Origin of the sequence: Rhodococcus sp. ABRD24 (assembly GCF_004328705.1) — a bacterium.
Lineage (GTDB): Bacteria > Actinomycetota > Actinomycetes > Mycobacteriales > Mycobacteriaceae > Prescottella.
Genome location: NZ_CP035319.1, coordinates 1,121,360 through 1,135,903, shown reverse-complemented (window position 1 = coordinate 1,135,903; position 14,544 = coordinate 1,121,360). Strand labels below are relative to the sequence as shown.

Genomic DNA, 14,544 nt, shown 5'->3' with positions numbered 1-14,544 from the left:
CGCGGTCAAGGCTCGGAGGTGTGGTGGGTACGCGGCGGACGTGGGCGGGCACCGGCATCGAGCAGCGCCGTGCGGCTCGGCGCGATGCACTGCTCGCCGCGGGCATCGAACTGCTGGGCGCGCAGGGCGGTGCGGCCGTCGGTGTCCGTGGGGTCTGCCGCGCCGCCGGGCTCACCGAACGGTACTTCTACGAGAGTTACGCCGATCGGGACGAATTTGTCCGCGCTGTGTACGAGGAAGTGGGGCGACAGGCCCATGACGCGCTGGTGGCCGCCGTCGCATCAGTCGATTCGGGGCGGGAACGGGCGTCGGCAGCCGTATCGGCGTTCGTGAAGCTGATGGTCGACCACCCGGCACGCGGTCGGGTGTTGCTCCTCGCGCCGCTCACCGAACCCGCGTTGGGCGGGCATGGGCTCGAACTGGCACCGGCGTTTGTGCTCCTCGTGCACGAGCAGCTGTCGCAGATCACCGACGCCGATGAGCGGCAGATGACCGCCGTCGGACTGGTCGGTGCGCTGACGAGTCTGTTCATCGGATACCTCGACGGCACAGTGGACACCACTCGCGATCGGTTCGTCGCGCACTGTGTCGGTCTGCTCGTCGGTGCCGGTCAGCGCTGCGGTTGACAGTTGGGGCAGCGGAAGATCGAACGTTCGCGGCCGGGTTCCTCTCCGAATTCCTCGGTAACGATCAGGGTTCCGCAGCGCAGGCATGGTTGGCCGGCGCGCCCGTAGACCCAGTCGCGTCGGCCGGGCCGCCGATCACCGGTGGTGACGCGGACGGTGCGAGCGCGGTTGGCCTGGAGCAGTCGGTGCGCCAGGCCGACCACCTTCGGCAGGTCGGGGACCCGGGAGGTGGGGGTGCGGGGATCGATGCCGCGCAGGAAGCAGATCTCGTTGCGGTACACGTTGCCGATGCCTGCCATGATGCGCTGATCGAGCAACGCCTCACCGATCGGACGGTTCTCGGCCGCAGCCAGATTCGCTGTCGCAGTCGCGGCGTCCCAGTCCGGGCCGAGCAGATCCGGACCCAGGTGCCCGACGACGGAGCTCTCGTCGGCGGTGGCGATCACCTCGGTGACACCGAGCGAGAATCCCACGGCAACGGTGTCTTCGGTGCCCAACACGATCCGGGCCTGGTGTGCGGGGCGCTTCCACCGTGCTCCCCGCGAGTACACATGCCAGGCGCCCTCCATCTTCAGATGGGTGTGGATCGTGTGATCGCCGACGCGGGTGAGCAGGTGCTTGCCGCGGGGGATCACCGAGCCGACCGTGTGCCCGGACAGGTCGATGGTCGCGTAACGCGGCACCCGGATGTCACATTCGGTCAGTGTGTGACCGGCGAGGGCTGTGTCGAGCCGGTGCGCGGCCTGCCAGACGGTGTCTCCCTCGGGCATTCGCTCACGCCCGCAATCGGAATCCGCGGGGCGTCGCCGAGAAGCCGACCTCGGCCAGCAGTTGCGCGAAGTCGCTGCCGTGAATCGTCGCGCCGTCCACCTTCTCGACGACTACCTTGTCGATGCCGCCGCGCTTGACGGTGGCGGCCAGTGACTCGGCGGCCGTCCGCAGCGCCCCGATGTCATCGGTGAACGTGAGCACGGTGCGTCCGCCGCGTTCGACGAACAGCACCAGCTCGCCCTCGACGAGCACCACGAGTCCACCGGCCTTGCGGCCGGGCCGGTGCCGTGGTGCGTCCTGGCCCGACATCGACGGCGGCCACGGCAGCGCCGCGCCGTACGGGTTCGCGGGGTCGCACGCTGCCAGCGTCACGGCGGGGGTGGAGGTGTGCCGGCCCTCGATCGAGTCGCTGTAGCTTCGCAGCCGGTCGACCACGTCCGAGGTGGAGAACTGGGCACCGCCGAGGGTGTCGACGAAGTAGCCGCGGCGGCAGCGTCCGCCGTCCTCGAAGCCACTGAAGACCTTGTACATCAACGCGAATCCGCCGGGAACGTTCTCGCTCACAACCGATCCTCGGGTGACGACGCCGTAGCGCTCGAGTAGCAGGTCCGCGGTGGCGTGCGCGCGCAGCGTCGGGTCCGGGTCCGGTTCCGGCAGTATCGACCAGCGTCCTCCCGCGGTGGGCGGTCCGGGCCTGGTGGGCATCGTGGGCCGACCCAGCCGCCGGTAAGCGTGTGCGCGGGGAGCGCGCCGGGGTGTGCGGTGGCTCGGGGTGGAGCGCGACGTGTCCGACAGCAGCGCTCGCAGCGGCGCGAGGGTGTCGTTGCCGATGTATCCGGCCCACACCAGATCCCACAGGGCGGAAGTCAGGGCGGCGTCGTCGACGCCGCGGGAGGCGGTCATGCCCGCTGCGCCGAGTGCGTCCGACAGTTGACGGAAGAAGTACGCGCCGCCGCCGGAGAGGGTGTCGAGGACGGCGCGGTGCATCTCGGTGAGGTCCGCGCGATCACCGTCGGAGCGCGCGGCGAGGGTGAGCGGCGACGACTCGGCCAGGTGCAGGCTCACCCAGCCGTCCTTTCCGGAGATCTGTCCGGAGCCCGCCCACAGCACCTCGCCGGTCGCGGTGAGTTCGTCGAGCATCGTGGGGGAGTAGTCCCGGACCCGCGCACCCAGGATCAGTGATTCGAGAGCCGACGCCGGAACCGGTACGCCTGCAAGCTGTTCCACGACGGTCGCGACACCGTCCAGTCCGTGCAGCGAGCCTCCGACATGTTGCCAGCTCGGCAGGAACCGCCCCAGAGTCGCGGTGCTCACCGGCTCGATGTCCTCGCGGGCCGCGGCCAGCGAACGCCGGCGCAGACGACGCAGCACCTCCGCCTCGCACCACTCGCTGCCGGTGGCGCCGGGCCGGAATTCGCCCTCCACCACGCGCTTGTCGTTCGCGAGTCGGATCAGCACGTCCCGGGCGACGGCCGAGCCGATGCCGAACCGGTCGGCGGCCTCGGAGAGCGTGAACGGACCGTGGGTGCGCGCGAAGCGACTCAACAGATCGCCCAGCGGGTCGTCGACCGGTTCGATGAACGCCGCGGGCGTGCCGATCGGCAGCGGCACCCCCAGGCCGTCGCGCAGCCGGGCGGCGTCCTCGATTGCGGTCCACCATTGACGGCCCGCGAACGAGACATGCAGTGCCCGACGGTGTTTCACCAGATTCTCGAGCCACGGCAACGGGTCGACGGTCGCGCGGGCGGCGGCCTCCTCGGTGGTGAGTGGACCGAGCATCCGCAGTAGGTCGGCGACGCCCTCCACGTCGTGGGCGTGGCGCTCGGGCACCAGGCGTTGCAGCTCACGCTCGGCCTTGTCGATGACGTCGGCGTCGAGGAGTTCTCGCAACTCCACGCGGCCGAGCAATTCGGCGAGCAGCGTCGAGTCGAGGGACAGCGCCGCAGCCCGACGCTCGGCGAGCGGGCTGTCGCCCTCGTACATGAACGCGCCGACGTAGTCGAACAGCAGTGCGCTCGCGAACGGCGACGGTGACGCCGTCTCGACCTCGACGATGCGGATCTGCCGCCGGGCGATACGGCCGAAGAGGTCGCGCAGTGCGGGCAGGTCGTAGACGTCCTGCAGGCATTCGCGCACCGTCTCGAGCAGGATCGGGAAAGTCGGGTACTTGCGGGCGACGTCGAGCAGTTGTGCGGAGCGTTGCCGCTGCTGCCACAGCGGTGCCCGCTTGCCAGGGGTGCGGCGCGGCAACAGCAGTGCGCGGGCGGCACATTCGCGGAACCGTGAGGCGAACAGCGCGGAGCCGCCCACCTCGTCGGTGACGATGTCCTCGATCTCGTCGCGCTCGAATGCGAACAGTTCGGCGCCGGGTGGGTCGTCCTCGGTGTCGGGGAGGCGCACGATGATCCCGTCATCGGACGCGGTGGGCGCGGCGTCGACGCCGAAGCGCTCCCGTAGTCTGGCGCCGACCGCGAGTGCCCACGGCGCGTGCACGCGTAGGCCGTAGGGGGAGTGCAGGACCAGTCGCCAGTCGCCGAGTTCGTCGCGGAACCGTTCCACCACCAGCGTTTTGTCGGTGGGCACGCGCCCGGTCGCCTGCTGCTGGTCGTCGATCAGTGCCGTGAGGTTGGAGGTGGCGTTGGTGTCGAGGCCGCTTGCCGCGAGCCGGGTGGTCACCTCTTCCTGCGTACTGGTGGACAACTCTCGCAGGAACCCGCCGAGCGCCTCCCCGAGTTCGGCGGGGCGGCCGAGTCCGTCGCCGTGCCAGAACGGCAGGCGTCCGGGGAGCCCGTAGGCGGGGCTGACCAGCACACGGTCGAACGTGATTTCCTCGATCCGCCAGCTGGTGGCGCCGAGCGCGAACACGTCGCCGACGCGAGACTCGTACACCATCTCCTCATCGAGTTCGCCGACCCTCGATTGCCGCTCACCGATCATGTACACGGCGAACAGACCCCGATCGGGGATGGCACCGCCGGAGGTGACGGCGAGCCGCTGCGATCCGGGCCGACCGGTGAGGGTGCCGGCGTCGCGGTCCCACACCAGGCGCGGCCGCAGTTCGGCGAACTCGTCCGACGGGTAGCGCCCCGCGAGCAGGTCGAGTGTCGACTCGTACGCCGACCGCGGCAGAGTCGCGAACGAGCCACTGCGCCGGACCACCTCGTACCAATGCTCCACGTCGAGCGGTTCGAGTGCGGTGGCGGCCACGGTTTGCTGCGCCAGGATGTCAAGGGGGTTTGTGGGGATTTCGATTCTCTCGATCTGCCCCGCCGACATGCGTTCGACGGTGACGGCGCAGTGGATGAGGTCGGTGCGGTGCTTGGGGAACAGCACGCCGCGGGAGACCTCACCCACCTGGTGGCCGGCCCGGCCGACGCGTTGCAGTCCGCTCGCGACCGACGGCGGTGCCTCCACCTGGACGACGAGATCGACCGCACCCATGTCGATTCCGAGTTCGAGGCTGCTGGTGGCGACGACGCAGCGCAGCCGACCGGATTTGAGATCGTCCTCGATGATCGCGCGCTGGTCCTTGCTGACCGACCCGTGGTGGGCCCGCGCGAGCAGAGGGTCGGCGCCGTAGTTGACCTCGGTGGGAGCCCCGATCTGTGCGGGCGGCTTGCCCTGCTTCTCGACGGTCCCGCCGAGGCGCTCGGCATAGATCTCGTTGAGGCGTGCGGTCAGCTTCTCGGCCAGACGACGCGAGTTCGCGAACACGATCGACGAGCGGTGCTCGAGGATCAAATCGACGATCTGCTCCTCGACGTGCGGCCAGATGGACCCGGCCTGCGGCGTCGGCGACACCGAGTCCGGATCGGGTTCGGCGGTGCCCAGTTCGGTCATGTCCTCGACCGGGACCCGCACCGTCAGATCGAACGTCTTCGCCGCCGGCGGGGCGACGATCCGGATCGGCTCAGCACCGGCGAGGAACCGGCCCACCTCCTCGTGCGGACGGACGGTGGCCGACAATCCGATCCGCTGGGCGGGCTTCGTGAGGAGCTGGTCGAGGCGCTCGAGCGACAGCGCGAGGTGCGCGCCGCGTTTGGTCCCGGCTACCGCGTGCACCTCGTCGACGATGACGGTATCCACACCGGTCAGGGTCTCCCGGGCCGAGGACGTCAGCATCAAGAACAGCGATTCGGGGGTGGTGATGAGGATGTCGGGAGGCGTCTTGATCAGCTTGCGTCGTTCGCCGGTGGGGGTGTCGCCGGAACGCACACCCACCCGTATCTCCGGCGGCTCGGCGCCGAGGCGCTTCGCGGTCTGGGTGATGCCGACCAGCGGGGCACGCAGGTTGCGTTCGACATCCACACCCAGCGCCTTGAGCGGGGAGATGTAGAGGACCTTCGTCGTACGGCGTTCGGCGTCGGGGTCGGGTGGGGTGGACGCCAGCTGATCGAGCGCCCACAGGAACGCGGACAGCGTCTTCCCGGACCCGGTAGGGGCGACGACGAGCGTGTGTGCCCCGCTCGCGATGGAGTCCCACGCGCCCAGCTGCGCCGGCGTGGGGGCGTGAAAGGCACCGTCGAACCACTCCCGGGTGGGTGCGGAGAAGCGGGCAAGGACGGCGTCCATGCAGTCCATCTTGCCTGTCGGCACCGACACACTTCGCCAACCCGCCCGCGACCTGTCTGCGTGTAAACTGCTGCGCGTGAAGTGAGAACTGCGTCCGCCCCGATTTCGCTGACAGTCGCGCCGTTGAGCCCCGCTCCGGCGTGTTGTGAATTGTGTATCGACGTTCGTTTTTACTTCACTTCCACAGGAGCGTGTTCATGCCTGAATCTGACACCACTTTCCTCGACAGTGTCGCTGACACTCTTGCAGTTCTTCCCGGAGTGCACGCCGTCACTCTCGGCGGCTCGCGCGGGCTCGGGACGAACACGCCGGACAGTGACTGGGACTTGGCCGTCTACTACCGCGAGGGCTTTCTTCCTGATCACTTGCGGGCAGTTGGTTGGTCCGGCGAGGTCTCCGACTTCGGCGCCTGGGGTGGCGGGGTGTTCAACGGCGGCGCTCTGCTGGAGATCAGCGGCCGCAAGGTCGATATTCACTACCGCGACCTTGCGGTGGTCGAGCGTGAGCTGGAGGAGGCCGCCCAGGGACGGTTTCACTGGGAGCCGCTGATGTTCCACCTGGCCGGCATCCCGAGCTATTTGTTGCTGGCAGAACTCGCCTCGAACCGCCAGCTGCGCGGTGAAAGACTGCCACAGCCGACGTTCCCGGACGCGTTGCGCGCGTCCGCATCGACGATGTGGCGGGGCAACGCCGCGCTCACGCTGAGTTATGCAGAGGACGGTTACGCCGCGCGCGGTCAGCTTGCGGAGGTTGCCGGCGCGCTGGTGACCGCGGCAATGCAGACCGCCCACGCGGTGCTGGCTGAGCGTGGTGAATGGGTCACCAACGAAAAGCGTCTCCTCGGCCGTGCCGGTCTGCGAGATATCGACCAGATCATCGGGAGCCTCACACCGGACCGGGAGAGTCTCCGGGCAGCGATCCGCTCTGCGCGAGACCTGCTGCAGCAAGACGCACGCTAGGCAGCGGTCGGTGGCGTCCCTACCGCGTTCCCCACCGCGACGCGGTGGAGGCGGTCAATGCGGTCGAATCGGACATCGCCGGGCGCTGCCCAGCGGGCGACGGGACCCGTCGTCGAAGTCGGCCGAGAGTCGGTCGAGAATCTCGGATAGGCCGTACGGACCGGCCTCCACTTAACTAGTCTAGTGGATGTTCCGGACGGTCTTTGACCTGGTCGGGGCCGTCTTCCTGTCCAGAAGGGAGCCCCCATGAAACTCCACAGGACTACCGCCGTGTCCGTGCTTGCCATCGCGGCGCTGGGTGTGGCCACGGGCACCGCCTACGCCGAGCCGGGGCCGCCGGCCGGCCCCGGCGCCATCCACTATCAGACGCAGATCGGCGCGAACGGCACATCGCTCGATACCGTTCTCGATTCCGGAACCTTCCGGGTCGCGGGCAACGGTGTCGAGGTTGTCGACCCGGAAGGTGCAACCGTTGGCGCAATCCCGCTGACATACCAGGTGGCCGGAGTCGACGTACCGCTGATTCCGTCCGTCGACGGCAGCAGGCTCACCCTGACACCGGCGATCCCGGCACAGGGCGTCGCGGCGCTGCACAACGTGGACGCTCGCCAGGATGCTTACGACAATATGGTCCGGCAGATCGAGCAGGGCTGGTTCAACGGTGGGGCGATGAATGCGCAGATCGGCGCGGGAGTCGGTGCCGTCGTGGGCTGCGTGCTCTTCCTGTTCGTCGGCTGCATCCCGGGTGCGGCGATCGGTGGTGCGATCGGCGCAGTCACCGGGATCACCAACAACAATCCAGCGGTTCAGCCCGCCGTCTTCGATTTCATCGCCACGCTCTACTGACCTGGCCGATCGCTCGCCTCAGAGTCGGGGAGGGGCGGGCTCTGGCGGAGCAGTGCGCGCAGGTTGTCGGTGACGATGCGCGCCGAGATGGTGGGATCGATCGCGCGCTGGATGCCGAGTCCGATGCCCAGGCTGAGGATGCTGCGGGCGGCGTCGTCGGGTGGGATCGGGAGCGTCGTCCCGCTCGCCTCCGTCAGTGGATTCAGCAGTGCCAGAACCATTCCGTGAGCCATCCCCAGTGTGGAGGCCAGTGCGGCCTGCACATCCGGATCGTGGCGGGACGCGGCGATGAACTCGAATTCGAGCATCGTCCAGCCGACATCGCCGAGTGTGCGTTCGGCCCAGTCCTGGAAGCGGGCGAGCGTGCTGTCGAGCCCGTCGTCCGCCGCGAGCAGTTCGGCAACCTCTTCGAATTTTGTCGAGTGGATCAGGTGCAGGACCTCGAGGCACAACTCCTTCTTGCCCCGGAAGTTCGAGTACACCGCGCCCTTCGTGTACCCGGCGGTCTCGGCGACCTTCTCCAGCGACGTCGCGGCATAACCGTCCGTCAGGAACAGGTCGCGGGCGGTGGCCAGCAGGTCGGCCCGGGTGTGGGCCTGGCTCTCCGAGCGGGTCAGACGGGGCATCCGGATAATCTCCTCGGGCATTTGGGGTACCAAGAGTATCTGGATCCTGTTAGTTTCTGGATATGACGTCGAGTGACACACATCTCAGTCGTGGCTTGGTGATCGGATGCGGGGGAACTCTGGGCGCAGCATGGACGGTCGCCGCCCTGGTCGCGGTGCGGGACGTGTTCGGCTGGGATCCGCGTGACGCCGATGTCCTGATGGGTACCTCGGCCGGCGCCGAACTGGTGACGATGCTGGGCAGCGGAATCGGTGTCGACGAGATTCTCGCGATGCAGTTGGGGGAGTCGACGCATCCGGCGCTCGCGGACCACCTCGCGGCTGCACCCGGGCGGTTGCCGCCGCTGCCCAGGCTGCGTTTCGGATCGCCCGGGCTGATCAGGCGTGGGCCGTCGACCATCACCGCGCTGAGTGGGCTACTGCCGCAGGGCGGCGGCGATCCGGGCTGGCTGGACCGGCTCGCGACCCGTCTCGCCGCCGACGATGGTTGGGTCTCCCATCCGGACACCCGGCTGGTCGCGATGGACTACGACACCGGCGAGCGAGTCGCGTTCGGTTCTCCCGGTGCCCCGGAGGCGACACTGTCGCAGGCGTTGCGTGCGTCCTGGGCGATCCCGGGGTGGATGCCCCCGGTGCAGGTCGGTACTCGGCGCTTCGTCGACGGCGGCGCGGCGTCCACTGCGTCGGTGGATCTGCTGGCTCGCTGCGGCCTGGACGAGGTGATCGTGCTGGCGCCCATGGCCTCTCGTGGCAGGACGAAGGCCCGTGGCGCCGCGGTCTTCGAGCGCCTGGCACTCCGGAACTGGATGAGCGCCGGCCTGGACGCCGAGGTTGCGAGGCTCGAGGCGTCCGGCACCCGGGTTGTCCGCCTCGACGCGACCGCTGACGATCTGGCGGTGATGGGCCCGAATTTCATGGATGACCGGCGCCGGCTGGCGACCCTCGAACACTCGCTGCGCAGCACCCGCACCGCCGCGCAGCAGGCCGCCATCACGCGATCGACAGGAGCCCGCGCATGACCCGCCACCACGAGGTGATCGTCGTCGGCGCCGGGATCTCCGGCATCGGTGCCGTGATCCGGTTGCAGCGGAGGGGGATCGGCGACATTGTCGTGCTCGAGAAGAGTGACATGCTCGGCGGAACCTGGCGGGACAACACGTATCCGGGGTGCGCGTGCGACGTGCCATCGGCGCTGTACTCGTACTCGTTTGCGCCCAATACCGGCTGGAGCCGACTGTTCGCGGGGCAGAACGAGATCCGCGAGTACATCGAGCGGACAGCCGCCGAACACCGGGTGCACCAGCGCGTAGAGTTCGGCACCGAACTGCTGCGGGCCGACTGGGACGAGCCGGCGCACCGATGGAGGCTGGAGACGTCGAAGGGGACGTTCACGGCGAACGTGGTGATTGCGGCGGCCGGGCCCTGGAACCAGCCACTGATCCCCGATGTCCCGGGACTCGCCACCTTCCCCGGCAAGGTCTTCCACTCGTCGCGCTGGGACCATGACTACGACCTGACGGGCAAGCGCGTGGCAGTCGTCGGGACCGGCGCATCTGCAGTGCAGTTCGTACCCGAGATCGCGCCCACAGTAGGCGAGCTGCACCTCTATCAGCGCACTGCGCAGTGGGTGCTGCCCAAGCCGGACGCGCTGTTGCCCGCACCCGTGCGGTCCGCGATGGGGCGCATTCCGGGAGCGTCGAGGGCATTGCGGCGCACCCAGTACGGCCTCATGGAGGCGCTCGGCGTCGGGTTCGGGAAGCCGTGGATCCTGCGGATCATCCAGCAGATCGGCCGCGCCCAGCTACGGGCGCAAATCCGGTGCCGGGAGCTCCGCCGGGACCTGACGCCGGATTACACGCTCGGGTGTAAACGGCTGCTGATGTCCAACACGTACTATCCGGCGTTGAATCGCTCCAACGTCGAGGTGCATGCCAACGCGGTGCGGACTGTGCGGGGCAGCGTCGTCATCGGTGCAGACGGTCAGGAACGGCGGGTGGATGCCATCATCTTCGGGACCGGATTCCACATCCTCGACATGCCCATCGCCGGCAGGATCTTCGACGGTCAGGGCCGCAGCCTCGACGACCACTGGAAGGGCAGCCCCCAGGCCTACCTGGGCACCACGGTCGCCGGATTCCCCAATGCATTCTTGCTGCTCGGTCCGTCGCTCGGAACCGGTCACTCGTCGGCATTCATGGTCCTCGAAGCGCAGCTGAACTACCTGGCCGCAGCCCTTACTGCCGCCCGGGCCGCGGGCTGGACCCGGATGGAGACCCGGCCCGAGGTCCAGGCAGCGTTCAACGCCGAGGTTCAGGAGGCCCTCGCCACCACCGTCTACAATGCCGGCGGCTGTCAGAGCTACTCTCTGGACGTCAACGGCCGCAACAGTTTCAACTGGCCGTGGTCGACGGGCCGGATGCGAGAACGACTGCGGGAATTCGACGAATCGGCGTATCTCACCTCGGTGGATACCTCAGAGAAGGTGGCGCAGTGAGCTACCCACGGATCGATCTCGCCGGTGCCCGGGTCCTGGTGACCGGGGCCGGCCGCGGCATCGGCCGCGCCACCGCGAAGGCCTTCGCCGCGCACGGTGCGATAGTGGCGCTCGCCGACATCGACCGGGACGCGGTGGAGTCCTCCGCGGCCGGTGTCGGCACCGCGCACGTGCTCGACGTGCGCTCGCGGCCGTCATGGGCGGCCTGCGTAGATGCGGTCGGCCCGCTCGACATCCTCGTCAACAACGCGGGCGTGATGCCCGTCGGCGCGTTCCTGGACGTGCCGGACGCGACCTGTGAGACGACGCTCGACGTCAATGTGTGGGGCCCGATCCACGGTATGCGGACCGTGGTTCCCACCATGATCGAGCGCGGACGCGGTCACGTCGTGAACGTCGCTTCGCTGGCCGGGAAGATCGCGATCCCCGGGCTGGCGGTGTACAACGCGAGCAAGTATGCGGTCGTGGGGCTTTCGGCCGCAGCCCGGCTCGAGTTCGCCGAGTACGGGGTCAGTGTCAGTACGGTCCTGCCGAGCGCAGCCCGCACGACCTTGACGTCGGGAATCCCTCTGGGCAAGGGCCTGCCCACGGTCGACGCCGAGGACATCGCCGACGCGATCCTTCGCACCGTCCGTACCCGTCGGGCCGAGACGCCGGTGCCCGGCTATCTCGCGGCCCTCGATCTTGGGCTGGCGGTGGCACCGGAACGACTGGTGCGCTTGTTCCGGCGCGCCATCGGCGGCGAGCGAGCACTGACCCGCGTAGACCCCACCGCCCGGGCCGACTACGACGCACGGTTGCGGCGTGGCGAGCAGGCCGGCTAGCCGAACTCGACCCCTTGGGCGAGGGGAAGTTCGTCGGAGTAGTTGACGGTGTTGGTGGCGCGGCGCATGTACGCCTTCCAGGCGTCCGAACCGGATTCGCGTCCACCGCCGGTCTCCTTCTCGCCGCCGAAGGCACCGCCGATTTCGGCGCCCGACGTGCCGATGTTGACGTTCGCGATCCCGCAGTCCGAACCGTCCGCTGCGAGGAAGCGTTCGGCCTCCCGCTGATCGGTCGTGAAGATCGCCGACGACAAGCCCTGCGGCACACCGTTGTGCAGTGCGATTGCTTCGTCGAACGTGTCGTATGAGAGGACGTACAGGATCGGGGCGAAGGTCTCGGCGCGCACGATCGCGGTTTGGGCCGGCATCGAGACGACCGCTGGAGTGACGTAGAAGGATTCGCCGGATCCTATCCTCTCGCCGCCGGTCACCAGGATCCCGCCGTCGGATCGTGCGGTATCGAGTGCCGCCTGCATTGCGCTGCAGGCTGATTCGTTGATCAGTGGACCCACCAGGACGCCGTCGTCGAACGGATTGCCCACCGTCAGTTGCCGGTATGCGGCCGCGATCCGGTTCGTGACGTCGTTGACGATCGAGCGGTGCACGATCAAGCGCCGCAGCGTCGTGCACCGTTGGCCCGCCGTGCCCGCGGCGGCGAACACGATGCCACGCACCGCCAGATCCAGGTCCGCCGACGGCGTCACGACCGCGGCGTTGTTGCCGCCCAGCTCCAGCAGGCACCTCCCGAATCGGGCCGCTACCCGCGGCGCCACCGCGCGGCCCATCCGCACCGAACCGGTGGCGCTGACCAGCGCGACGCGGGGGTCGTCGACGAGCTGCTCACCCACCATCGCCGTTCCGAGTACCAACTGGTGCAGCCCGTCCGGTGCGCCCACGTCGGTGGCTGCGCGGCGGAGCAGTGCGTCACACGCGATCGCCGTCAACGGCGTCGCCTCCGACGGCTTCCACACCACCGTGTCGCCGCACACGAGCGCGACCGCGGTGTTCCATGCCCATACGGCGACGGGGAAGTTGAATGCCGAGATCACCCCGACCACGCCGAGTGGATGCCAGGTCTCCATCAGCCGGTGCCCGGGACGCTCGGACGCCATTGTCCGGCCGTACAACTGGCGAGAGAGCCCCACCGCGAACTCGCAGATGTCGATCATCTCCTGCACCTCGCCGAGCGCCTCGGAACGGATCTTGCCCGCTTCCAGGGTGACCAGGCCGGCGAGGTCGGTCTTGTGCTCGGTGAGCAGTTCGCCGAGCCGCCGGACCACCGCGCCGCGCTTGGGTGCCGGGACTGACCGCCATGCGAGGAAGGCCTCGTGTGCCCGCCCGATCGCGATCTCGACCTCGGCAGTGGTAGTGGGGTGCAACTGCGCGAGCGCGGATCCGTCGATCGGGGTGCGGGCGGTCAGTGGGGCCGGGCTGGTCTCGCCGGTGGGCTCGGGAATCGCTGCGCCGCAGTGATTCAGTGCCCGGATCGCACGGTCCGCCAGCGTCTCGGTGCCGGGAAGTGTCATCGTCTCGCCTCTCCTGGATATCGCTGCTGACCGAGTTCCTGCTGCTGCCGGTAGAGCTCGTACGGGTCGTGCACGTCACGGCCGACAGCCTGCGACAGCCAGCCGCGGTCGTAGGCGGCGCCGGCCACTCCGGCCGCGGCACTGGTGTCCGTATCGAGGTTCGACCGGAAGATGCCTGCCGCCGAGCGCGGAAGGAAGTCCTCGTAGACGATCGGTCGCCGAGTCCCGTCCTGGCAAGTGAAGTAGGCCATCCCGCGCGCCTCCAGTTCGTCCTCAGTGCTCGGGAAACGGCCGTCCCACAACCCGTTCGCATTCGACGGATCCGCCGTCATCAGCTGGTCGTACAGCTCCCGGCCCGCCGGGGTGAGCGCAATGCCACGCGCCTCGACCTCACCGAACCGGACCCGCAGTGCGCCGTCGGAGATCGAACCGTCCGGCTCGGCGAAGCGCCGCGGCTCGGCCAGCGCCCGGAACGAGGTCTGCCGCAGCAGCACCGCCGGGCCGTCCCACCGCGGTGGGCCCTGAATTCGGTCGATCATCGCAATTCCGCGCGCCTGCATCCGGGCGTACAGGTCGTCGATGTCCAGAACCCGCGGCGTCAGGTGGTTGATGTGGGTGCTGGTCACGCCCCCGATGTCGGCGGCCACCGCGGACACCTGCTCGAGTTCGCGATACCAGCCGCCGTCGACGGGTTCGGAGGACAGCTCGAATACGCCGGTGGCGAGTTCGACGAACCGCCCGGCGTCGGGTTCACCGAGTCCGTTGTCGTCGGCCGAGCGACGCGCCAGCGACAACAGGACATCGGGGAACAGTCGCCGCCGCGTCAGGAAGCCCTCGAGCCGGCGCTGGAGGTCGGCGTCGAAGAACCGTCGATCGGCGGTCGTGAGCATCGAGGTGAACACCCGGAACGGGTTGCGGTCCAGCTCGCCGGCGTCGATCGGGCGAAACGCTGTGGACACCACCGGGACCGGTGGCGTGGCCTCCCTCAGGTCATAGAACCCGACGGGATGCATCCCGAACCCGGCGAACAGGATTGTGACGTCCCGCATCTCGGCTGGAGTGCCGACCCGGATCGCGCCGTGACGTTCCGCGGTGACCCGCGCGATGCTGCCGAGATGCTCGGCCGAATCGGGATGTGCGGCCAGAAAGTCCGCATTGACCGCTTCGGTGACCGCTACGAGTGTCGCGTAGGCGGGTACCTCGCGGCCGTACATACGAGACAGCGCCGCAGCGAATCTCGACCGCAGTTCGTGGATTTCGGCCATTGCCTTCGATGGTACGAGTCAACCGCGCCCGCCGT

At 68.7% G+C, this 14,544-nt stretch carries 11 protein-coding genes; 6 read left to right on the top strand and 5 right to left on the bottom strand.

Annotation, left to right across the window (positions count from 1 at the left end):
• The first annotated feature begins 20 nt into the window (after positions 1-20).
• The gene (locus ERC79_RS05065; protein WP_131576291.1) at positions 21-626 is read left to right on the top strand and encodes a TetR family transcriptional regulator; all 606 of its coding nucleotides are present in this window, start codon (positions 21-23) and stop codon (positions 624-626) included.
• On the opposite strand, the gene ERC79_RS05060 is transcribed toward ERC79_RS05065, so the two are convergent.
• A complete protein-coding gene (locus ERC79_RS05060) occupies positions 611-1,396 on the bottom strand; it encodes a DNA-formamidopyrimidine glycosylase family protein (protein WP_131576289.1) in 786 nt (261 codons plus the stop codon). The two genes, ERC79_RS05065 and ERC79_RS05060, sit on opposite strands and share 16 nt — an antisense overlap.
• A 4-nt stretch (positions 1,397-1,400) precedes the next feature.
• Complete coding sequence (locus ERC79_RS05055; protein ID WP_131576287.1) at positions 1,401-5,969, bottom strand: ATP-dependent helicase; 4,569 nt, start codon at positions 5,967-5,969, stop codon at positions 1,401-1,403.
• Positions 5,970-6,166: 197 nt separating this feature from the next.
• Between ERC79_RS05055 and ERC79_RS05050 the strand changes: the two genes are divergently transcribed.
• Together ERC79_RS05050 and ERC79_RS05045 are read left to right on the top strand one after the other, a co-directional pair.
• Positions 6,167-6,928: a nucleotidyltransferase domain-containing protein gene (locus ERC79_RS05050; RefSeq protein ID WP_131576285.1), complete on the top strand. Its 762-nt coding sequence runs from the start codon at positions 6,167-6,169 to the stop codon at positions 6,926-6,928.
• 246 nt (positions 6,929-7,174) lie between these two features.
• Positions 7,175-7,774, top strand: coding sequence for a hypothetical protein (locus ERC79_RS05045; protein ID WP_242676748.1), 600 nt, complete (start codon positions 7,175-7,177; stop codon positions 7,772-7,774).
• On the opposite strand, the gene ERC79_RS05040 is transcribed toward ERC79_RS05045, so the two are convergent.
• The gene (locus ERC79_RS05040) at positions 7,768-8,400 is read right to left on the bottom strand and encodes a TetR/AcrR family transcriptional regulator (RefSeq protein WP_131576283.1); all 633 of its coding nucleotides are present in this window, start codon (positions 8,398-8,400) and stop codon (positions 7,768-7,770) included. The two genes, ERC79_RS05045 and ERC79_RS05040, sit on opposite strands and share 7 nt — an antisense overlap.
• Before the next feature lie 62 nt (positions 8,401-8,462).
• Between ERC79_RS05040 and ERC79_RS05035 the strand changes: the two genes are divergently transcribed.
• Genes ERC79_RS05035 through ERC79_RS05025 form a run of 3 tightly spaced genes read left to right on the top strand, consistent with a single transcriptional unit; the run spans position 8,463 to position 11,718 of the window.
• Positions 8,463-9,419, top strand: a complete 957-nt coding sequence (locus ERC79_RS05035) for a patatin-like phospholipase family protein (RefSeq protein WP_131576281.1) — start codon at positions 8,463-8,465, stop codon at positions 9,417-9,419.
• A complete protein-coding gene (locus ERC79_RS05030; protein ID WP_131576279.1) occupies positions 9,416-10,894 on the top strand; it encodes an NAD(P)/FAD-dependent oxidoreductase in 1,479 nt (492 codons plus the stop codon). The genes ERC79_RS05035 and ERC79_RS05030 overlap by 4 nt, the downstream gene beginning before the upstream one ends.
• Complete coding sequence (locus tag ERC79_RS05025; protein ID WP_131576277.1) at positions 10,891-11,718, top strand: SDR family oxidoreductase; 828 nt, start codon at positions 10,891-10,893, stop codon at positions 11,716-11,718. The genes ERC79_RS05030 and ERC79_RS05025 overlap by 4 nt, the downstream gene beginning before the upstream one ends.
• Here ERC79_RS05025 and ERC79_RS05020 read toward each other — a convergent pair.
• Both ERC79_RS05020 and ERC79_RS05015 read right to left on the bottom strand, forming a co-directional pair.
• Positions 11,715-13,244 (bottom strand): aldehyde dehydrogenase family protein, encoded by a 1,530-nt coding sequence (locus ERC79_RS05020; protein ID WP_131576274.1) that lies wholly within the window; start codon positions 13,242-13,244, stop codon positions 11,715-11,717. The two genes, ERC79_RS05025 and ERC79_RS05020, sit on opposite strands and share 4 nt — an antisense overlap.
• Positions 13,241-14,509, bottom strand: coding sequence for a VOC family protein (locus tag ERC79_RS05015; protein ID WP_131576272.1), 1,269 nt, complete (start codon positions 14,507-14,509; stop codon positions 13,241-13,243). Before ERC79_RS05015 ends, ERC79_RS05020 begins: the two co-directional genes overlap by 4 nt.
• Positions 14,510-14,544: the final 35 nt, after the last annotated feature.

Bases quoted from the DNA above. Each gene is read 5' to 3' on its own strand.
- ERC79_RS05035 (WP_131576281.1), top strand. From the start codon at position 8,463: ATGACGTCGAGTGACACACATCTCAGTCGTGGCTTGGTGATCGGATGC.
- ERC79_RS05055 (WP_131576287.1), bottom strand. From the start codon at position 5,969: ATGGACGCCGTCCTTGCCCGCTTCTCCGCACCCACCCGGGAGTGGTTC.
- ERC79_RS05045 (WP_242676748.1), top strand. From the start codon at position 7,175: ATGAAACTCCACAGGACTACCGCCGTGTCCGTGCTTGCCATCGCGGCG.
- ERC79_RS05020 (WP_131576274.1), bottom strand. From the start codon at position 13,244: ATGACACTTCCCGGCACCGAGACGCTGGCGGACCGTGCGATCCGGGCA.
- ERC79_RS05060 (WP_131576289.1), bottom strand. From the start codon at position 1,396: ATGCCCGAGGGAGACACCGTCTGGCAGGCCGCGCACCGGCTCGACACA.
- ERC79_RS05030 (WP_131576279.1), top strand. From the start codon at position 9,416: ATGACCCGCCACCACGAGGTGATCGTCGTCGGCGCCGGGATCTCCGGC.
- ERC79_RS05015 (WP_131576272.1), bottom strand. From the start codon at position 14,509: ATGGCCGAAATCCACGAACTGCGGTCGAGATTCGCTGCGGCGCTGTCT.
- ERC79_RS05050 (WP_131576285.1), top strand. From the start codon at position 6,167: ATGCCTGAATCTGACACCACTTTCCTCGACAGTGTCGCTGACACTCTT.
- ERC79_RS05040 (WP_131576283.1), bottom strand. From the start codon at position 8,400: ATGCCCCGTCTGACCCGCTCGGAGAGCCAGGCCCACACCCGGGCCGAC.